Raw genomic sequence first — 20966 nt, 5'->3', positions numbered from 1 at the left:
CGGTCACTCCCACTCGATGGTGCCCGGCGGCTTCGAGGTCACGTCGAGGACGACGCGGTTGACGTCCTTGACCTCGTTGGTGATGCGGGTCGAGATCTTGGAGAGCACGTCGTACGGCAGCCGCGACCAGTCGGCCGTCATCGCGTCCTCGGAGGAGACGGGCCGCAGCACGATCGGGTGGCCGTAGGTGCGGCCGTCGCCCTGGACGCCGACGGAGCGGACGTCGGCGAGCAGCACCACCGGGCACTGCCAGATGTCGCGGTCGAGGCCGGCCGCGGTCAGCTCCTCGCGGGCGATGGCGTCGGCCTCGCGGAGCAGGTCGAGCCGCTCCTTGGTGACCTCGCCGACGATGCGGATGCCGAGACCCGGACCCGGGAAGGGCTGGCGCTGGACGATCTCGTCCGGCAGGCCCAGCTCCTGGCCCACCATCCGGACCTCGTCCTTGAACAGCTTGCGCAGCGGCTCGATGAGCTTGAACTCGAGGTCCTCGGGGAGCCCGCCGACATTGTGGTGGGACTTGATGTTGGCGGTGCCGGTGCCACCGCCGGACTCGACGACGTCCGGGTAGAGGGTGCCCTGGACCAGGAACTCCACGGCCGGGCCCTGGTCGGCGATGATCTCGGCCTGGGCCTGCTCGAAGACCCGGATGAACTCGCGGCCGATGATCTTCCGCTTCTCCTCGGGGTCGGAGATCCCGGCCAGCGCCTCCAGGAACCGCTCCTCGGCGTCCACGACCTTCAGCTGCACGCCGGTCGCGGCGACGAAGTCCTTCTCGACCTGCTCGGTCTCGCCCTTGCGCATCAGGCCGTGGTCGACGTAGACGCAGGTCAGCTGGGAGCCGATGGCCTTCTGGACGAGGGCTGCGGCGACGGCGGAGTCGACGCCGCCGGACAGGCCGCAGATGGCGCGCTTGTCGCCGACCTGCTCGCGGATGGCCGCGACCTGCTCGTCGATCACGCTGCCCGTGGTCCAGTCGGGGGCGAGGCCCGCGCCGCGGTACAGGAAGTGCTCCAGCACCTGCTGCCCGTGCGTGGAGTGCATCACCTCGGGGTGGTATTGGACGCCGTAGAGCTTCTTCTCGTCGTTCTCGAAGGCGGCGACCGGGACGACGTCCGTGGAGCCGGTGACGGTGAAGCCCTCGGGGGCGGCGGAGCAGGCGTCGCCGTGGGACATCCACACGGCCTGCTCGGCCGGGGTGCCCTCGAAGAGGGTGGAGGAGTTCTTGGAGACGTGCAGATCCGTACGGCCGTACTCGCGGGCGCCGGAGTTGTCGACGGTGCCGCCGAGGGTCTGCGCCATCAGCTGGAAGCCGTAGCACATGCCGAAGACGGGAACGCCCGCCTCGAACAGGGAACGGTCGAGGGTGGGGGCGCCCGGCTCGTACACCGACGAGGGGCCGCCGGAGAGGATGATGGCCGCCGGGTTCTTGGCGAGCATCTCCTCGACCGGCATGGAGCTCGGCACGATCTCGCTGTAGACCCGCGCCTCGCGGACACGGCGGGCGATGAGCTGGGCGTACTGCGCGCCGAAGTCGACGACCAGGACGGTGTCGGGGGCGGCGGCAGCGGGAGTCGCTGATGACACGGGGTGCCTTCCGGCGGTCGGGCGGGGGTCTTGTGCTCCCGATTCTACCGAGGCGGACGGCCGCCCCGTCCCGGCCGCGGTGCCCGGCGCCGCCCCGGTGGCACGTCTCACCATGCGGATCACCTTCGGGTCAGCCTCGGATCACCATGCGAACCGGGTTGGCCACGGACCGTTCGCAGGGCATACTGGCGCCATGCGCAAGTACCAGGTGTTCAGCTTTACCTATGGCAACCGGCCCACCGGCTGCCATGGTCGTGCTGCTTGAGCAACTGACGAGCGACAACTTCCCAGGCGCCCCGGGCCGACAAGGCCCGGGGCGCCTGTCGTTTTCCGGGTCCTGCCGCCCCGGGGCACCGCCACCACCCCCTTCCCGGCGAGGAGCCCCCGACGTGACCGTCACCACCGCAGACAAGACCGGCGCCCGCACCGCAGAGGCCGCCGACGTGATCACCGGCGCCCGGGAGCGCATCGACGCGCTCGACGACCGGATCATCGGCCTGATCCAGGAACGGATGGCCGTGTCCGCCGTCATCCAGCAGGCCCGGATCGCCTCCGGCGGCCGGCGCGTGAATCTCTCCCGCGAGATGGAGGTCCTCGCCCACTACAGCGACGCGCTGGGCAAGCCGGGTACGTCGCTGGCGATGACGCTGCTGGAGCTGTGCCGGGGGCGTGTCTGAGCGTCGCATGCGAGTTCGGGCCACTTCTCACCCGTACGGCGCGTGACCGCCGCGCGGGACGCTTCGTTGGTCCCGGTGTCCGTGCCAGCCAGGGGCGGGCCCGAGAGAACCACGCGTGGCTCGCTGGGGCGATGAGACGTACGGATCGTGCCGTACGTCGTGGGACCTCGCCCCAGGAAGTGACCGGACGGCAGGGGACAGCAGCCCGGTCACCCATGAGAACGGCCGGCTCCGGGGACGCCCGGGGCCGGCCGACGGGAGATGCCCGGGCCCGGGACGCCCCTCCCCCGACAACCGCATGCTCGACAGACCAGCGGCGCACCCCCCCGGCGCCGCTCCGAGGCACCGGCGCAGCCCTGACGCCGGTGCTGGCTGAGGAAGGGCCCCGCGGCTGCAGAGCCGCGGGGCCCTTCGCGTTCGTCCGGAGCCGCTCTGCCCGGCGAGTGACGCAGGGCACATAAAGAAGACATCAGTTCGGGACAACCATTCACAGGCTTCACTGATCAAACACAGCGACTCTTCACCGAGACGCACGGGCACCCGCGCCCCACACGCGGAGGCCTCCCGCAAAACCTCCGTACTGCGGCAGAGCAGTACGCCCGAATTTGTCGAGGTCTTCATGAAGCTTCGCCGCGCCATGGTCACGGCCGCCGCCGCCACCGTCCTGGCACCGCTCGCCCTCGTGTCGGCACCCGCCGCGTTCGCGGCCGACGAGCCGTCCACGAGCACCTCGTCCGAGGAGCAGGCCTCCACCACGACGGATGCCGACCAGGACGCCGCGTCCGGCGAGAACACCACCGCCCCCGCGCCCCCCGGCGACTCCTCCTCCGAGGAGAAGCCCGCCGACGAGAAGCCGGCCGGGGATGACGCGTCCTCGGGCGACGAGAACGACCCGAGCACCCCGGCCGAGGGCCAGAACCCGCCCTCCGGGGACGGTGACACCACGTCCGGCGAGGAAAACCCGTCCGAGGGCCAGCAGCCTCCGGCTGAGGGCGACACCAAGCCCTCCGAGGACGGCACCAAGCCGTCGGAGGACGACACGAAGCCCTCGGACGACGCCGGCGAGCCCTCCGAGGACGAGGAGCCCCCCGCCGACGACGCCGTCTTCGACCCCTTCGAGGACTGCGCCGAATTCGACCTGGACGAGAAGCTCACCGCTTCCGTCTCCGGGCTGCCGAACAAGATCGTGGCCGGCTCCGGCTGGCACGACTTCGAGTTCGTCATCGACAACGACTCCGACAAGAACCTCAAGAACGTCTGGATCAACGCCTTCGCCGAGTACAGCGGCGAAGTCAACTCCGACGTCCTCCTCTCGCAGGACCTGGCCGAGCTGCAGGTGAAGCAGGACGGCAAGTGGACCAGCGCCTACCAGGAGACCTACGGAGAGGGCGAGGACGCGCTCACGTTCACCGGAAGCATCGTCGCCCTCCTGCCGACCCTGGACAAGAACTCCACGGCCACGCTCGACCTTCGCGTAAGGATCGCCGCCGACGCCCCGGCGGGCTCGGCGTTCTCCATGAGCCAGGCGGTGTACGCGGGCGAGGGACAGTCCTGCTACGGCAACGGTGAGTACTACGACTTCACCGTGCTCGCCGCGAACAGCGACCTCCCGGACGACGTCAACGACGTCAAGCCGAACGGCGAGAAGCCCAAGGGCATCGACAAGGACCTGCGTCCGCAGGGCGTCGACAGGGACCTGAAGCCGCAGGGCGGTGTCAAGCCGGTCACCGGCAGTCTCGCCGCCACCGGTTCCAGCTCCGCGCTGCCGACCATCGGTCTCGTCGGCGGACTCGCCGTCGTCGTCGGTGGCGGCGCGATGTACCTCGTCCGCCGCCGCAAGGCCGGTGCCCAGGCGTAACGACTGACCGGCACGGCCTGCCACAAGACGAGAAGGACCTGCGCTCGGAGGGGGGCGCAGGTCCTTCCCTTGTTTCGCGGGCCGTTACTTCTTCGGCGGCACCGCCGGCATCCCGAGGAACGGCAGCCGCAGCGCGCCGAAGGCCTCCGCCGGGACCGCCGGGGACTTGGGCTCGACGGGCGTCAGGCGCCGGTACTCCGTGCCCTGCGCCGGGCGCGGGTCCTCCTCGCCCTTGTTGGGCCAGTACGACATCGCGCGCTCGGCCTGCGCCGTGATGGTCAGGGACGGGTTGACGCCCAGGTTGGCGGAGACCGCGGCGCCGTCGACGACGGAGATGCCGGGGTGGCCGTAGAGGCGGTGGTACGGGTCTATGACGCCGGTATCGCGGGAGGCGCCGATGGGGCAGCCGCCCAGGAAGTGGGCGGTGAGCGGGGTGCCCATCAGTTCGCCGACGTTGGAGCCGGCGAAGCCGTTGATCTCGGCGGCGAGCGCGGCGGCGCCCTCGGTGGCGGCCTTGATCTGCTTGGGGTTGGGCGAGCCGTGGCCCTGGCGGGCGGTGAGCAGGCCCTTGCCGACGCCCGTCGGTTTCAGGTGGGTGGTCAGGGAGTTGTCCAGGGACTGCATCACCAGGCCGATGATGGTGCGCTCCGACCACTTGCGGTTGGAGAGCGAACGCAGGACCAGGAGAGGGTGCTTGGCCGCGTGCCCAAGGAAACCCAGGACGCGGGAGGTGCCGGAGGCGGTGTGGCCTGCGTAGGGGACCTGGAGGATGGACAGGCCGCCCATCGAGTTGGAGCCCTTGCCGTAACGGACCGGCTCGATGTGGGTGTTGGCGTCCGGGTGGATCGAGGACGTGATGGCGACGCCGCGCGTGAAGTCGGCGCGGGGTTCGCCGGTCGCCTTGCGGTAGCGCCGGTCGTCGGTCTGGGCGCCGACCAGGGCCTCGGAGTTGGTGCGGGTCAGCTCGCCGAGCCTGTCGGAGAGGTGCGGGAGCTGGCCGTTGGCCTTCATGCGGTGCAGCAGGGTCTGGGTGCCGTAGGTGCCGGCCGCCATGACGACGCGGCGGGCGGTGAAGGTGCGGCCCGCGCCCTTCTTCTTCCGGTCGGTGGGGAGCGTGGCCACGGCGAAGCCGCCGCGCGAGTCCTCGGTGACCGACACGACCGACGTCATGGGGTGCACGACCGCTCCCGCCTTCTCGGCGAGGTACAGGTAGTTCTCGTTGAGGGTGTTCTTCGCGCCGTGCCGGCAGCCGGTCATGCACTCGCCGCACTCGTTGCACGCCTTGCGGTCGGGTCCCGCGCCGCCGAAGTACGGGTCGGGTATCTCCTCGCCCGGCTTCGCCCTCGCCGTGCCGTCGGCGTCCTCGCCGTCGCCGAAGAAGACGCCGACCGGCGCCATGTGGAAGGTGTCGCCGACTCCCATCCGCTGGGCGGCGGCCTTCAGGTGGACGTCGGAGGGGGTCATGGTCGGGTTGAGGCGGACCCCGAGCATGCGCTTGGCCTGGTCGTAGTACGGCGTCAGCTCGTCCTGCCAGTCGGTGATGTCCCGCCACTGGGGGTCGTCGAAGAAAGGCTGCGGCGGTACGTAGAGGGTGTTGGCGTAGTTGAGGGAACCGCCGCCGACGCCCGCGCCCGCCAGGACCATGACGTTCCCGAGCAGGTGGATGCGCTGGATGCCGAACATGCCGAGCTTGGGGGCCCAGAGGTAGTTCTTGAGGTCCCAGGAGTTCTTCGGCAGCGACTGGCGGGTGAAGCGGCGGCCCGCTTCCAGGACGCCGACCCGGTATCCCTTCTCCGTCAGGCGGAGGGCGGACACCGAGCCGCCGAAGCCGGAACCCACGACGAGGACGTCGTAGTCGTACCCGTTCTCGTCCCGGGTCTGGACGGAGTTCTCCTGCGACACGTGCTCTCCTCGTTGAGAACGGGCGGTGGTCTCGGGGGTTGCGCGGGCGGGTCAGCGGAAGCGGAATGCCTTCATCAGTCGCAGGCTCCGGCTCATGAACGCCGCGTACTTCTCGTCGTCCATGCCGAGCGACGGCGCCATCGGCAGCAGCCGCTGGTGGGCGACCGTCTGGGCCTCGGTGTACTTGAGGATGCCCTCGGAGCCGTGCCGGCGGCCGAGGCCGGAGTCCTTCATGCCGCCCATCGGTGACTGGGCGCTGCCGTAGGCGGGGGCGTATCCCTCGTTGATGTTGACGGTGCCGGTGCGCATCCGGGCGGCGACCTCGTGGCCGCGCCGGGCGTCCTTCGTCCAGACCGAGGAGTTCAGGCCGTACGGCGTGGAGTTGGCCTGCTCGACCGCCTCGTCCTCGGTCTTGAAGCGGTAGACGGAGACGACCGGGCCGAAGGTCTCCTCGGTGCACACGGTCATGGGGGCCACGACGCCGTCGAGGATGGTCGGCTCGTAGAAGTACGGGCCGATGTCCGGGCGGGCGACCCCGCCCGCGACGAGCTTCGCCCCCCGCGCAACGGCGTCCGCCACGTGCGCCGTCACGGTCTGGAGCTGCCGCTCCCCCACCAGCGAGCCCATGTCGGCGCCGTAGGAGAGGGAGGTGCCGAGCCGCATGGCCCTGGTGCGGGCGGCGAAGCGGTCCAGGAAGGCGTCCGCGACCGACTCGTGGACGTAGAGCCGCTCGATGGAGATGCAGAGCTGGCCGGCCGAGGAGAAGCAGGCCCGCACGGCGCCCGCGGCGGCCTTCTCGATGTCGGCGTCCTCCAGGACCAGCATGGCGTTCTTGCCGCCGAGTTCGAGGGAGACGCCGACCAGGCGGGCGGCGGCGCCCTGGGCGACCTCGCGGCCGGTGCGGGTGGAGCCGGTGAAGGAGACGTAGTCGGCGTGCTTGACGACCTCGGGGCCGACGACCGGGCCCTCGCCGAGGACGACCTGGAAGACCTCGGCGGGCAGGCCGGCCTCGATGAGCAGGTCACGGGCCCACAGGGCGGTCAGGCAGGTCTCGGTGTCGGGCTTCATGACGACCGCGTTGCCCGCGACGAAGGCGGGGAGCGCGTCGCCGACGGACAGCTCCAGCGGGTAGTTCCACGGGGCTATCTGGCCGACGACGCCGCGCGGGTGCCGCAGTTCGGTGACCTTGGTGAGGGTCGGTACGGCGCCGGTGTGCCGCTTGGGGCGCAGGTACGCCGGGGCCTTGCGGCCGTAGTGCCGGGCGGCGACGGCGACGGCCTGGACCTCCTCGTGGGCGTGCAGGCGGGCCTTGCCGGTCTCCAGCTGGATGAGGTCGAGGACCTCGGCCTGGCGTTCCAGGACCAGGTCGTGGAAGCGGAGCAGGACGGCGGCGCGCTGCCGTACCGGTGTGCGCTCCCACACGGCCTGTGCGGCGCGGGCCCGCTCGAAGGCGCCGGCCACGTCCTCGGGCGTCGACTCGGGCAGGTCGGCGAGCTTCTCGCCGGTGAACGGCGTGTGGTTGGCGGTCCGCCCGGAACCGGCCACGCCCTTGGCGAGCTGGGCGACCAGCTCGGGCGTGACCACGTCCGCAGCGGTGCGGGCGCCCGCCGGGCTGGGGGCGAGGGGGTTGGTGCCGGTGAGTTCCGGGGCCTGCGCGTCCGTCATGAGCCGCAGGGTATGACGCCGCGACGGCTTTGTGTACCCGTCGGTAATCGGGATTCACCGAGTGCTCACACAATGCCAGTGATCGCTGGCAACAAACCCGCTGATCAGGGCGTTACGCGGATGGGTTGCACCTGACTGTTTCTTTTGGCGACAGGCCGCTCCCTGCGGCGCGCCCCGGGCCGCGGGCCCCCCGCACTCTGGTCGCGCGCCCCGTCAGGACTCCGCGACCTCCCAGTTGGTGATCACCGTGCGGGCGATCTCGCGTCCCTCGTCGGCGAAGTAGCCCTTGCGGGGGTAGTCGATCCACAGTCGGTACATGTCGCCGTTCGCGGCCCGGTAGTAGACGATGTGGATCTCGCGCTCGCGTGGCTCCCGCGCGTCCGTGGTCGTGTACGCGATGACGTTCTCGGCGGCCTTCTCGCCCCGGTACTCGGTCTCCTTCGGCTCCCCTTCGGGCGCGGGCTCGTCGGCGAGGTCCCAGGAGTACTCGCCGTCCTTGAGCGTGTCCCAGTCCGCCCAGGCGCCCGCGATCGCGGTGCCCGGCATGTCCCCGTCCTCGTCCTCGGCCTTGATGTCCCGGTCGACGTGGACGGTCACGGCGCCGCTCGGGTCGGCGAACGTCTCGTTGGTGCCGTCCCAGTCGTCGGGGTGCTCCTCCTCCTTCACGAACGAGGCCGGCAGGCCGACGCTCACCCCGGTCTTCCCGCTCAGCCGGTGCGTCTTCCACCCCTCGGGCAGCGGCCCTGCGAAGGGCTCCGCGATCACCAGGTACGACGCCGCGGCCGCCGCGACGACCGCCGCGCCCAGGGTGATCCACGCGTTGCGGCCCAGCCGCACGCCCCACTTGGAGCCGGCACCGGACGACCTGGCAAGACCCTCCGGACCGTCCGCTCCGCCGCCCCCGGCCACGCGGGTGGGTGCGGGTTCGGGCGGGTTCGCGGCGGCCTCCAGCAGGGCGCGGGTGCGGGCCGCGTCCGGGCGGCGGGCCGGGTCCTTGTCCAGCAGGCCGGTGACGAGCTCGGCGAGCGGCCCCTGCGCGGCGGGCGGCGCGGGCGCGGCGTTGAGCACGGACTGGAGCGTGGCGGGGGTGTTGCTGCGACGGAACGGCGAGACGCCCTCCGTGGCCGCGTACAGCACCACGCCCAGCGACCACAGGTCGCTCGCCGGGCCGGGGCGCCGGCCCAGCACCCGCTCCGGTGCGATGTACTCGGGCGAGCCGACGAATCCGCCGGTGTCGGTGAGGCTGGTCTCGCCCTCGATCTGTGCGATGCCGAAGTCGGTGAGGACGACCCGGTCGTGCCGGCCGAGCAGGACGTTGTCCGGCTTCACGTCCCGGTGCAGGATGCCGGCCGCGTGCGCGGCCTCCAGCGCGCCGAGCACCTCCAGGCCGATCCGGGCCGCCTCGCGGGCACCGAGCGTGCCCTCCTGCAACGCGTCGCCCAGCGAGCGGCCCCGCACCAGCTCCATCACGATCCACGGCTGGTCGTCCACCACCGCCACGTCGTACACGCCGACGACGGCGGGATGGTCGAGCCGGGCGGCGGCGCGGGCCTCGCGGCGCATCCGCTCGAAGGCGTTGGCCCGTTCGCGTTCGGGAAGGTGGTCGGGGACGCGGGGCTCCTTGACGGCGACCTCGCGGTCCACGGTCTCGTCCTTGGCCCGCCACACCGTGCCCATGCCGCCGTGCCCGAGCCTGGCGATCAGCCGGTAGCGGCCGGCGATGAGCCGACCGGCACCCGGCTCCGGCGTGCCCGTGGAGCGGGGCGGCCGCGGTGCCTGGTTCTCCGGCTCCCCCTGGACCTCCGGCTGCCCCTGAATCTCCGGCCGGGCCTGCGTCCGCGGCGGCACGACCTGGGTGGGCGCCGCGTACGGGTTGCCGGGACGGGGCACGGCCACGGGCGGGTTGGGTGGTTGCAGGCCGAAACTCGTGGGCTCGTCCGGCCCGTTGTGCGGCCCCCCGTTGCTGTTCATGGGTCCATGCATACCGCGCCGGCCGTGCCCGCATCCACCACCCGTGCGCGGCGGTCACAGAGCCGTGACGCACGGCTGCCGTTCAACTCCCGTTCGAGGGCGCCACGGAGGCCTCCGGGGGAGACGGGGACGCGGGCTGCGTCGTCGAGGTGGCGGACGGCGAACGCGTCGGCGCGCCACCCCCGTCGCCGCCGTCCCCGTCGTCGAGCAGGGCCGCCGCCGTGACGCCCGCGCCGATCGCCGCGACCACCAGCAGCACGGCGGTGAGCACGGCCCGTGGCCAGGAAGGCGCGCAGCATCCGCTCCGCCTCCGCCGCGTCCAGGCGTCGTCGCGGATCGCGTTCCAGCAGGCCCAGGACGACCGGGAGCAGCGGCCCGGCCTCGGCGGGCGGGCGGATCTCCTCGGTGACCACGGCGTGCAGGACACCCCCCAGCGAGTCCCGGTGGAAGGGCGAGGCGCCGCTGAGGACCGCGCACAGCAGCACGCCCACCGACCACAGGTCGGACTCCGGGCCCGTCCCGGCGCCCGACATCCGCTCCGGGGCGGTGTACTCGGGGGACCCCACGAAGGAGCCGGTCTCGGTGAGCGTGGTGGCGCCCGCGACCTGGGCGACGCCGAAGTCGGTGAGCACGACCCGGCCGTCCTCGGCCACCAGCACGTTGGACGGCTTCACGTCCCGGTGCAGGATGCCGGCCGAGTGCGCGGTGTGCAGGGCGCCGAGGAGGGCGATGCCGATGCGGGCGGCCTCGGCGGCGTCGACCGGACCCCGGTCGAGCACCCGGTCGGCGAGCGAACCGCCGTCGACCAGTTCCATGACCATGTACGCGCGTTCGTCGTCCTCGACGACGTCGTGCACGACGATGACGTGCGGATGGCTGAGCTGGGCGACCGCGCGGGCCTCGCGCAGGGTGCGTTCGCGGCGCCGCCGGGCCTCGGCCGCGGAGAGCGTCTCGTCGAGGGGGAGCGCCTTCACGGCCACCTCGCGGCCGAGCAGCTGGTCGGTGGCCCGCCACACGATGCCCATGCCGCCGCGGCCGAGCCGCTCGTGGAGCCGGTAACGGCCCGCGATGACACGCCCGCCCGCCCCCTCGGTCACCATGTGCCCCATCATGCCCCACCGGACGCACCGGCTCCGGGCCGCCGTCACCAGGGTGGCCGACAACCGACGGACATACGAACGCTGTTGCGACGATTTCCGGCCACCGTCCGCCCGCCGCCCCGGGGCGGGAGAGGTCAGGCGGTCCCGGTCTTCTCCTGCCAGCTCTGCAGCACCGTGCGGAACCGCTTCCGTGTGGTCTCCCAGTCGTCGGCGGGCCCGGACATGTTGAGGGCGTACTCGACGCCGTCCCGGGACATGTACGTCTGCGACACCGCGCGGCGCGGCCCGGGGAAGGGGGTGTCCTTGGCCAGCGCGGTCCAGGTGTACTCCCAGCGGGCGCTGTCGCGGTCCCGGTAGCCGCTCCGTTCCAGGACGACGCGCCGGTAGTCGACCAGCCGCTGGAGCTGCACCTCCAGGTCCAGCTGGTGCGCGTAGGGGTCGTTGTAGTCGGGAGCGCGGTCGACGGATATGCGCAGGACGTGCTCGCCGCCGTCGGGGGTGTAGTCGATCTGCCGGAGTTCTCCGCTGTCGCCGCCGAAGTCCGTGCGCTGCCAGTCCTCGGGCAGGTACAGGCTGAAACCCAGCGGGTCGTCCCGGCGCACCCAGTCGGCCGGAACGGAGCCACCGGGGCCCTTGCCCTGCGTGGCGGAGGGGGAGGCGGAGGGCGAGCCGGCGGTGTGCGGGCCGGCCGAGGAGCCCGTGTCGTCCCGCTGTTGCAGCACCACGGCGGTACCCGCGCCGATCAGCGCGGCCACGGCGACGACCAGTGCGAACGTACGCAGGCGGCGTCGGGGGCGTGGCGCGGTGCCGGCCGCCGCCGGCGAGTACCCCGCCGGCGTGGGGGCGGCCGTCGTGTGGCCGGCCGGCGCCGGACCGGGCGCGGCGTGGCCCACGGGTGCCGGGCCGACCACCGTCGGGCCGGTGGCCGTTCGGTACGGCGTCGCGGTGGTCCCACCCGCGGGCCCCGCGGCTCCCTGGTGGACCGTGCCGTCCTGCCGGGAGGAGCCCGAGTACCGCGTCGGCACATACGCCTGGGCGGACTTCGGCCGCCGTCCCTCCGCCGCCTCCGCGAGCATCTGCTCGGCCTCGGCCGCGTCGGGGCGCGTGGCCGGGTCCTTGCGCAGCAGGGCCTCGATGACGGGCGCGAGCGGACCGGCGTACCGGGGCTCGGTGGCCTCCTCCTCGACGACCGCCTGCATGGTGGTGAGCGGTGACGTGCGGCGGAACGGCGATCTCCCCTCCACCGCCGTGTACAGGGTCGCGCCCAGTGCCCACAGGTCGGAGGCGGGGCCCGGGTCGTGGCCGCGGACGCGCTCGGGGGCCAGGTAGTCGACGGAGCCGACGACCTCTCCGGTCCGGGTGATGGTGGAGTCGCCCTCTATCTGGGCGATGCCGAAGTCGGTGAGCAGTACGCGGCCGTCCTCGCCGAGCAGCACGTTGCCGGGCTTGACGTCGCGGTGCAGCACGCCCGCGGTGTGCGCGGCGCACAGGGCCCGCAGGACCCACAGGCCGATCCGGGCCGCCTCCCGGGGCTCGACCCGCTCCTCCTCCTTGACCGCGTCGGCCAGTGACCGGCCCTCGACCAGCTCCATCACGATCCACGGCCGGCCGTCGTGTTCGAGTACGTCGTGCACGGTGACGACGGCCGAGTGGTTGATCCGCGCGGCCGCCCGTGCCTCTCCCCGGGTGCGCGCCAGCAGTATCGCCTGGTCGCTCTCGGAGACGTAGAGCGCGGCGGTCAGCTCCTTGATGGCGACGGCCCGGTGCAGTACCTCGTCGTGTGCGCGCCATACCCGGCCCATGCCGCCGCTGCCGATGGCGTCACTGAGCCGGTAACGGCCCGCGACGAGCCGGCCCTGCATCTGATTCACGTTGCCCCGCAATGATCTGGTCAAAGGTCAGACTAGGGACCGCTCACCCCGCGGGGAACGGGTGGGGTGGTATGGAAACCGCTCTGTGACGGTTGTCGCCTCCCGACCGCGGCTCACCCCCCCCCCGGGGCCGAGTCCCTGGACGGTCAGCCGGTGTACCGGTAAGTGGCCGAGGCCTGTTCGAACAGCCGGGTCACCTCGTCCCGCCCCGACACCGGGCCGCGGACCTGGAGCACGTGGTACCGGCCGTCGACGAGCATCGCGAGATTGCGCACGTACAGCTCACCGTCCGCGCCGGTCCAGGTGAACTGGCCCTCGGCCATGGTCCGTCCGCCGACCTCGATGGTCTTCAGCCCGCTTGAGGTGGCCCAGCTGGAGGCGCGGTACGACGCCAACTCGGGTTCGGAGTCGCGCTGGTAGGCCATCGGGTCGTCGCCGTACTCGGCGGCGCGGTCCCGGCCCGGTACGACGATCAGTTCGAAGTCACCCTCGCTGTAGACGACCTGCCCGCTGCCGTTGCGGGGCGTGCGCTCCCAGCCCTCGGCGACGGCGACGCGGAAGCCCTCGTCGTCCTCGCGCAGGGCGAACCCGTCGGCCACGGCGGGGGTGTCGCCCTGCGTCTCGGTGGCGCCGGACGCCGACCGGGAGGGGGCGGGGTCCTTCTCCGGTGACGTCTGCTCCGGGCGGGGCTCGGCGCCGCCGTCCGGGGTCCGCTCGGGCGGCGCCTGGCTCGCCTCTCCGGCGGCACCCGTGCGGTCGGCGGCGCCGTCCGTGCCGCTTTTGGGCATGAAGAACATGGCGTACGCGATCGCGCCGGCCAGGGCGAGCAGTATCAGCAGGAGCAGGGTGCGGCCGAGGCTGCGCGGGGAACGGGTCTTCTCCCGCCGGTCGCGTTTGTGCCGTCCGTGGTGTGCGGGCAGCCCGGCGCGCCGCTTGCGCACGAGTTCGCCCCGGCGGCGCACGATGGGCAGACGGCCGGTCTCGGCGGGCGGTGCGGAGACGACGTGCAGTCCGGCCTCGGGCTCGGGCGCCGACCTGACCAGGGAGCGCAGCCAGCCGCGCAGTTCCTCGAAGTCGAGACGTTCGGTGGGGTCCTGACGCAGCAGCGACTCCACGACCGGACGCAGCGGCCCGCACTCCTCGGCGAACGCCGGCGGCTCCGCGCAGACGATCTGCACCAGTTCGGCCGTGGACTCCTCCGGGTACGGCGCGTGCCCCTGTACTGCGCGGAAGAGCAGCGCGCCCAGGGCCCACAGGTCGGTGGCGGGTCCGATGGGCGCGGCCAGCTGCCAGTTCTCGTGCACGGGCCCGGCCTGCTCCGGGGCCCAGCGCTCGGTGACCGGTCCGACCACGGCCATCCGGGTCTGCCGGGCCCGTTCGGCGGCGAGCGCGGTGGCCGGGCCGCGCGGGGCGGGGGTGCGGGCGGCCGGGGCGTCCCACTGACCGTGCCCGCCGGGCCCGGCCGCCGGGGCGGGGGCGGGTGGTTCACCGGTGGCGCGGGGGGTGGCGCCGTGCCAGGAGGTCGTCGTGCGTACGCCGTAGGGGTCGGCGATCCGTCCCGGCGGGGCGGCGGCCGGTGCGTCCTGTGCGGCTGCGGCGGCGTCGGCGGGCCGGGGGACGGCGAGGTGAGGGCCGGGGGCGCGGGCGCCGGGCTCCGCGTCGTGGCCGGCGGGGTGCGGGGGCCGGTCCGGCGCGTACGACGGCCGTCCCCGGTCGGTGCCGGTGCCGTCGTCGGGGGCGGGGCGGGCGCCGGGCAGGGCCGCGCGGCCGTTCCTCCCCTCCTGGACCCGGGCGGCGGCACGGGCGCCCGCGCGGTAGGCGGCGATGGCTCCGGCGCGCGCGGCGCGGACGTCCCCGCTGGTCTCCAGCGGCGCGGGCGCGAGCCCGGGGGCGGTGTCCCCGGGGCCCTGGGGGACGGGCAGCCCGCCCGCGTCCCGTGCCTCGATGGCGGCCCGCCGGGCGGCCTCGGGATCGCCGCCGCCCGCCCCGGAGATCCCGGGCCGCGCACCTTCCGGACCGACGCCGGCCACCTCGGCGCCACCGGACCCGGCGCCCCGACCGAAGGTCCCGTCGGGAGCGACCCGAGCGCCGCCGCCCTCCTCGCCGTCGGGGGTCGGCACCGGGTCGTACCCGCACAGCGCCTCCTCCGCCGCCCCGACCGCCAGGCCGGTCAGCACCACGCGCCCGTCGTCGCAGACCAGCACGGTGCGGGCGGTGATGTTGCGGTGCACCCAGCCGTACGTGTGCAGCACCCGCAGCGCCAGGAGGATGTCGGAGGCCACCTCGGCCGCCCGGTAGGGCGTCAGCGGCTCCTCGGCGAGCAGGGCGGCCAGCGGTCGCGCGGCCACCAGCTCACTGACGATCCACAGCGAACCGCCCTCGGCGAACACGTCGAAGACCTGGTCGAGACGCGGATGGTCGGGTACGGCCGCCGCGGCCTGCGCCGCCTCGACGGCACGGCGCACCACCGGGTCCGCGGGCCTGCGGGAACCGCCGCGCGCTGCCGCCGAACGGCCGCCGGCGTGCCGGAAGCCGCCGTCGCGGGCCGTGAACCCGTCGGGCAGGCCGTCCGCGTCGAGCACCTCTGCCTCGACCACCTCGGGCAACGGCACCTGCCTGACCAGGACTTCCTGTCCGCTGTAGGTGTCGAAGGCCCGGGTCTCGGTGAGTTCGTACTCGTCGGACGGCGGCAGCGGCAGGCGGTAGCGGTCGGCGAGCACCCGACCCGCATAGTCGTCCACGTCGCCACCCCCGGCAGCCCGTCGGTCAATTCCGTTCGCCCGGCGGGCCGTTCCGGCTGCGTACGGTCCGCGAGCACTCACGATACGTGCCGGAGGCAACCCGCAAAGAGGGGATGCCAGATCTCGGACCGAGCGAACCCGGCCCGTCCGGTTCAGGACTTGGGTTCGAACGATTTCGTCAGTGTCCGCCAGGTGTCCCGGCGCAGGTCGCTGCCCCAGTCGTCGGCCTTCGCGGTGTACATCAGCGCGTAGCCCTGGTGGTCGTTGACGACGAAGCCCCGGTCCACGGTGCGGTACTTGGTGCCGTCGTCCGTGTAGGTGAACTCCCAGTCGGCCGCGTTCCAGCCGCGGTAGCCCACCTTCTCTATGCGGATCTTCTCGTACTGGGAGCGGACCATGTACCGCTCCTGGTTCTTCCAGTCGGCGACCGGGTCGTCCTTGGGCGTGGACGTCCAGGCGACGAGCAGTTTCTGTCCGTTCGGACCGGTGAAACGGTCCCCCGCCGAGGCCTTGGTCTGGTACTTCCAGCCCTCGGGCAGCCCGATGGAGTAGCCCTGGGCGCCCTGGTGGGTGGCCGCCGCGCCCTCGTCGTCGGCCTTGTCGTCGGCCTTGCCCTCGTCGCCCGGGCCGGTGCCGTCCGCCCCGGTGTCGCCGGACGCGCTCGCGCCGGAGTCCGGCGCCCCGGCCGAGCCCCCGTCCGCGGCCTCCTGCGACGCGGAGCCGTCGGTGCGGGCCCCGCCCTCGTCGTCCTGCTTCGTGTCGCCGCTCGCGCCCGCGGTGGCGACGGGCTTGTCGCCGTTCCCGCCCTGGGCACCCTTGTCGTCGTCGCCGCCGAGCGCGAGGGCCAGTACGGTGCCGAGCACGGCGAGCGCCACGACCACCGCTATGACGACCAGCGTCCGGCGCGGCACCACGTCGGTGAGGGGCGCCCGGGGCGCGGGCCGGGGCGGCAGGTCCGGGGGCGGCACGACGGGCCAGCCGGAGCTGCGGGTGCCGGCGGGCGCGTGTGCCGTCCCGGAACCGGCACCGGCACCAACACCCGGGCGGGCAGCGGACGTCGCGGCCGTACCGGCGGTCGCCGAAGCGGTGGCCGGACCGGCGGCGCCCGAGGCGTCCCGGCCGGTTTCGCCCTGCTTGGCGCGGGAGGCGGCCGCGGCACCGGCCGCACCCGCCCCGACGGCGGCCTTGCGCACGGAACGCAGCGCGCCGCGCAGTCGCTCCCCGGCCTCCTCGCCGCGCTTGCCCGCGCCCGCCGAACCGCCCCTGCGGGACCGCTCGTCCGGCTGGGCGGGCAGCGGCACGACCTTGGTGGCGTCGGCCGGCTCGTCCGCCGGGTCGGGGGCGTGGATCACCTTGTTGAGCAGCGCGCGGGCGCCCGCGTCGTCGAGCCGCTGGGCGGGGTCCTTGTTGAGCAGGCCGTAGATGACGTCCCGCAGCGGTCCGGCGTTCTTCGGCTCCTCCAGGTTCTCCGTCATCACCGCGGTGAGCGTGGCGATGGCGGAGCCCTTGTCGTAGGGCGGCGCCCCCTCGACCGCCGCGTACAGCAGTCCGCCGAGCGACCACAGGTCGGCGGCCGGGCCGGGCTTGTGGCCGCGGGCGCGCTCCGGGGAGATGTAGGAGGGGGCGCCGACGAGCATGCCGGTGGAGGTGATGGACGGGTCGCCCTCGACCTGGGCGATGCCGAAGTCGGTGAGCACGACCCGGCCGTCCTCGGCGATCAGCACGTTGGACGGCTTCACGTCGCGGTGCAGGATGCCCTCGCGGTGCGCCGAGCGCAGCACGTCGAGGATGGCGAGGCCCACCTCGGCGGCGCGCCTCGGCTCCAGCAGGCCGTCCTCACGGATGGCCTCGGCGAGCGACTTGCCCTCGACCAGTTCCATCACGATCCACGGGCGGTCGTCCTCCTCGACGACGTCGTAGACCGTGACGGCGCTGTTGTTGCGGATCCGCGCGATCGCCTTGGCCTCACGCAGGGTCCGCGTGATCAGGCGCCGCTTCTCCTCCTCGTCGATGTTGCCCGGGAACCGCAGCTCCTTGACGGCGACCGTGCGTCCGAGGGTCTCGTCCTCCGCCCGCCACACCGTCCCCATGCCGCCGCGGCCGAGCACGTCTCCCAGCCGGTACCGCCCGGCGAGGAGACGTGCGCTCTTGTCCGTACGGGGTGTCCCCGCCCGCTCCGCCTCCGACATGCGTCCCCTCATGCAACCCGCCCTGACAGAGCCTTCATTGTCCCTCACCCGACAAGTGCTCGACGCCCAGGGTGCCCCTGGCGCCGGCCGGGCGGGCGGGCGGCACGGCGGGGTGACCCTGCGTCACACCCGCCCCGGCGGCCCCTACCGTGGCACGATGTCCGGCGCCCCCAGCCGGGCCGCGTCGGCCGTCAGGTCGTCGGGCTGGCGCTGCGACTCCCGCTCGGCCTCGACCCGCTTCTCGTAGTGCTGGACCTCCCGTTCGACCTGGTCCTTGTCCCAGCCGAGCACCGGCGCCATCAGCTCGGCGGCCTCGCGGGCGCTGCGGGTGCCCCGATCGAAGGTCTCGATGGAGATGCGGGTGCGCCGGGTCAGTACGTCGTCCAGGTGGCGCGCGCCCTCGTGCGAGGCGGCGTAGACGACCTCGGCCCGCAGGTAGTCGTCGGCGGCGTGCAGGGGTTCGCCGAGGGAGGGGTCGTCGGCGATGAGCCCCAGCACCTCCTCCGTCAGCGCGCCGTACCGGTTCAGCAGGTGCTCGACGCGCACGACGTGCAGGCCGATGCGTGCGGCGATCCGGGCCCGCGCGTTCCACATGGCCCGGTAGCCCTCGGCGCCGAGCAGCGGCGTGTCCTCGGTGACGCAGTCGGCGACCCGCATGTCGAGCCCGTGCACCGTCTCGTCGACGGCGTCCTCGGCCATCACCCGGTACGTCGTGTACTTGCCGCCGGCCACGACGACCAGGCCGGGCACCGGGTGCGCGACGGTGTGCTCGCGCGAGAGCTTGCTGGTGGCGTCGGACTCGCCGGCCAGCAGCGGGCGGAGCCCGGCGTAGACGCCCTCGACGTCGTCGCGGGTGAGCGGCACGTGGAGCACCGAGTTGACGTGCTCCAGGAGGTAGTCGATGTCCGCGCTTGAGGCGGCCGGGTGGGCCTTGTCGAGGTCCCAGTCGGTGTCGGTGGTGCCGATGATCCAGTGCCGGCCCCAGGGGATGACGAACAGCACGGACTTCTCGGTGCGCAGGATGAGCCCGGTGGTGGAGTGGATGCGGTCCTTGGGGACGACCAGGTGGATGCCCTTGGAGGCCCGGACGTGGAACTGGCCGCGCTCGCCCACCATCGACTGGGTGTCGTCGGTCCATACGCCGGTCGCGTTCACGACCTGCTTGGCGCGGATCTCGTACTCGCCGCCCGCCTCGACGTCCTGCACCCGCGCCCCGACCACGCGCTCGCCCTCGCGGAGGAAGGAGGTGACGCGCGCGCGGTTGGCGACCTGGGCGCCGTACGCCGCCGCCGTGCGCACCAGGGTCGTCACGAACCGGGCGTCGTCCATCTGGGCGTCGTAGTACTGGAGCGCGCCGACCAGCGCGTCCTTCTTCAAGGCGGGGGCCACCCGCAGGGCGTGACGGCGGCTCAGGTGGCGGTGCGTCGGCAGGCCCCGGCCGTGTCCGCGGGCCATCGACATCGCGTCGTAGAGGGCGACGCCCGAGCCGGCGTAGAGCCGCTCCCAGCCCTTGTGCCGCAACGGGTACAGGAACGGCACGGGCTTCACGAGGTGCGGTGCGAGCCGCTCCAGCAGCAGCCCGCGCTCCTTCAGCGCCTCCCGTACGAGGGCGAAGTCGAGCATCTCCAGGTAGCGCAGGCCGCCGTGGATCAGCTTGCTGGACCGGCTGGAGGTGCCCGAGGCCCAGTCCCGTGCCTCGACCAGGCCGGTGGACAGGCCGCGGGTCACCGCGTCGAGGGCGGTGCCCGCGCCCACCACGCCCGCGCCCACCACCAGAACGTCCAGCTCGCGCTCGGCCATGGCCGCGAGCGACTCGGCGCGCTGCGCCGGCCCCAGGGTCGCTGTCCTCACTGCTGCCTCCCGCTGTCGGTCGCGTCGGCCGCGTCCGCCGGGCCAACACACCCGTCGGGCGAAGCCCGGTTCCTGGTACCCACCATGCCCAGATTCTGACCCGCTCGCCCGACATCGGCCGTCGCGCGGCCCCAGCCTGTGGACAACCTCCTCGCGGATCCCCGTCGACACTCACCGAAACCAGGCCGACCAATCCCGCAAATCGGTCATATTTACTCCTAGTCTGACGTTGTGCTCGCCCATCCTGTCCACCGGGCTTGCGCACCTGTCCCGCTTCGGCTACTGGGAAGGACGGCTTACGCCATGCCCGCAGACCTCGCCGTCATCGGACTCGGCCCGTACGGCCTGCCCCTGGCCCAGGCCGCCGTCACCGCAGGCATCCCCACCCTCGGCTACCGCACCGGCCCCGAGGCCGACCCGCTCACCCCCGCCGAGGTCCGCCGGATGCTCGCGACGGGCTTCCGCACCCCCGCCACACCGGCCGAGCTGGGCCGGGTCCGCACCGCCGTCATCTGCGCGCCCACCCCGCCCGCCCCGGACGGCGGCCTGGACCTCACCCAGGTGGAGGCCGCCGCCCGCACCCTCGCCGCCCACATGCGCCCGCACACCACGGTCATCCTGGAGTCGCCGGTGCGGCCGGGGACGACGGAGGAGTTCCTGCGCCCGGTCCTGGAGCAGGGCTCCGGACTGCGCGCCGGCCGCGACTTCCACCTCGCCTACTCCCCCAGCCGCGTCGACCCCGGCAACCGCGAGCACACCCCGGCCAACACCCCGAAGGTCATCGGCGGCCTCACCCCCGCCTGCACCGAGTCCGCCGCCACCTTCTACGGCCGCCTCACCGACAAGGTGGTCCGCGCCCGCGGCCCGCGCGAGGCGGAGACGGTCCAGCTCCTGGAGACCAACTTCCGGCACGTCAACATCGCCCTCGTCAACGAGATGGCCGTCCTCTGCGACGACCTCGGCGTCGACCTGTGGGACGTGCTGCGCTGCGCGGAGACCAAGCCGTACGGCTTCCAGGCGTTCCGCCCCGGCCCCGGCGTCGGCGGCCACTCCGTCCCCCAGGACCTGACCGGCCGGGCCCCGCACAGCCTGCGCATGGTGGAACTGGCCCAGCAGGTCAACGGCCAGATGCCCCGCTACGTCGTCCAGCGCGCCGCAGCCCTCCTCAACGAGCACGGCAAGTCCGCGCGCGGCGCCCGCGTCCTCCTGCTCGGCGTCACCTACAAGGCCGACCTCGCCGACCAGCAGGCCACGCCGGCCGAGGAGATCGCGACCCGCCTGATGTCGATGGGCGCCGCCGTCAGCTACCACGACCCGCACATCCCGTCCTGGAACGTCGCCGACCGCCCCGTCCCCCGCGCCGACTCCCTCTACGAGGCCGCCGCCGACGCCGACCTCACGATCCTCCTCCAGCAGCACCGCACGTACGACCTCCAGGGCCTGTCGGTGAAGGCCCAGCTGCTGCTGGACACGCGGGGGGCGACGCCCACGGGGGCGGCGCACCGGCTCTGACCCGGCGCCCGGACACGCCGAGGGGCCCGGAGCGATCGCTCCGGG

11 protein-coding genes and 1 pseudogene are annotated in these 20966 nt (G+C 73.3%); 3 read left to right on the top strand and 9 right to left on the bottom strand.

Annotated features, from left to right (window positions below; all coding sequences use genetic code 11):
* Nucleotides 1-3 precede the first annotated feature (3 nt).
* On the bottom strand, nt 4-1584 hold the full coding sequence (gene guaA / locus M6G08_RS12185) for a glutamine-hydrolyzing GMP synthase (RefSeq protein WP_272587160.1): 1581 nt from the start codon (nt 1582-1584) through the stop codon (nt 4-6).
* A gap of 389 nt (nt 1585-1973) precedes the next feature.
* On the opposite strand from guaA, the gene M6G08_RS12180 reads away from it, so the two are divergent.
* A complete protein-coding gene (locus M6G08_RS12180) occupies nt 1974-2261 on the top strand; it encodes a chorismate mutase (RefSeq protein WP_272587159.1) in 288 nt (95 codons plus the stop codon).
* Nucleotides 2262-2880: 619 nt separating this feature from the next.
* On the top strand, nt 2881-4119 hold the full coding sequence (locus M6G08_RS12175) for an ICP22 family protein (protein WP_272587158.1): 1239 nt from the start codon (nt 2881-2883) through the stop codon (nt 4117-4119).
* Nucleotides 4120-4203: 84 nt separating this feature from the next.
* Here the strand turns inward: M6G08_RS12175 and M6G08_RS12170 are convergent, their stop codons facing one another.
* The 8 genes and pseudogenes from M6G08_RS12170 to M6G08_RS12135 form a co-directional block, all read right to left on the bottom strand.
* Nucleotides 4204-6021, bottom strand: a complete 1818-nt coding sequence (locus tag M6G08_RS12170) for a GMC family oxidoreductase (protein ID WP_272587157.1) — start codon at nt 6019-6021, stop codon at nt 4204-4206.
* A 51-nt stretch (nt 6022-6072) separates the two neighbouring features.
* Nucleotides 6073-7686 carry a succinic semialdehyde dehydrogenase gene (locus tag M6G08_RS12165; protein ID WP_272587156.1) on the bottom strand — a complete coding sequence of 538 codons (1614 nt, stop codon included), beginning with the start codon at nt 7684-7686 and terminating at the stop codon, nt 6073-6075.
* A 213-nt stretch (nt 7687-7899) separates the two neighbouring features.
* Nucleotides 7900-9657 carry a serine/threonine-protein kinase gene (locus M6G08_RS12160; RefSeq protein WP_272587155.1) on the bottom strand — a complete coding sequence of 586 codons (1758 nt, stop codon included), beginning with the start codon at nt 9655-9657 and terminating at the stop codon, nt 7900-7902.
* A gap of 82 nt (nt 9658-9739) precedes the next feature.
* Nucleotides 9740-10766, bottom strand: a pseudogene (locus M6G08_RS12155) (serine/threonine-protein kinase).
* A gap of 125 nt (nt 10767-10891) precedes the next feature.
* A complete protein-coding gene (locus M6G08_RS12150; RefSeq protein WP_272587154.1) occupies nt 10892-12619 on the bottom strand; it encodes a serine/threonine-protein kinase in 1728 nt (575 codons plus the stop codon).
* Nucleotides 12620-12774: 155 nt separating this feature from the next.
* A complete protein-coding gene (locus M6G08_RS12145) occupies nt 12775-15369 on the bottom strand; it encodes a serine/threonine kinase C-terminal domain-containing protein (RefSeq protein ID WP_272587153.1) in 2595 nt (864 codons plus the stop codon).
* Nucleotides 15370-15521: 152 nt separating this feature from the next.
* Complete coding sequence (locus M6G08_RS12140) at nt 15522-17558, bottom strand: serine/threonine-protein kinase (protein ID WP_272591318.1); 2037 nt, start codon at nt 17556-17558, stop codon at nt 15522-15524.
* A 144-nt stretch (nt 17559-17702) separates the two neighbouring features.
* The gene (locus M6G08_RS12135; RefSeq protein WP_272587152.1) at nt 17703-19409 is read right to left on the bottom strand and encodes a glycerol-3-phosphate dehydrogenase/oxidase; all 1707 of its coding nucleotides are present in this window, start codon (nt 19407-19409) and stop codon (nt 17703-17705) included.
* 303 nt (nt 19410-19712) lie between these two features.
* On the opposite strand from M6G08_RS12135, the gene M6G08_RS12130 reads away from it, so the two are divergent.
* A complete protein-coding gene (locus M6G08_RS12130) occupies nt 19713-20921 on the top strand; it encodes a nucleotide sugar dehydrogenase (protein ID WP_272587151.1) in 1209 nt (402 codons plus the stop codon).
* Nucleotides 20922-20966 lie beyond the last annotated feature (45 nt).

This window comes from Streptomyces sp. M92, from assembly GCF_028473745.1.
Lineage (GTDB): Bacteria > Actinomycetota > Actinomycetes > Streptomycetales > Streptomycetaceae > Streptomyces.
Note: the sequence above shows the minus strand (reverse complement) of the source record. Positions and strands in the feature narration are given on the sequence as shown.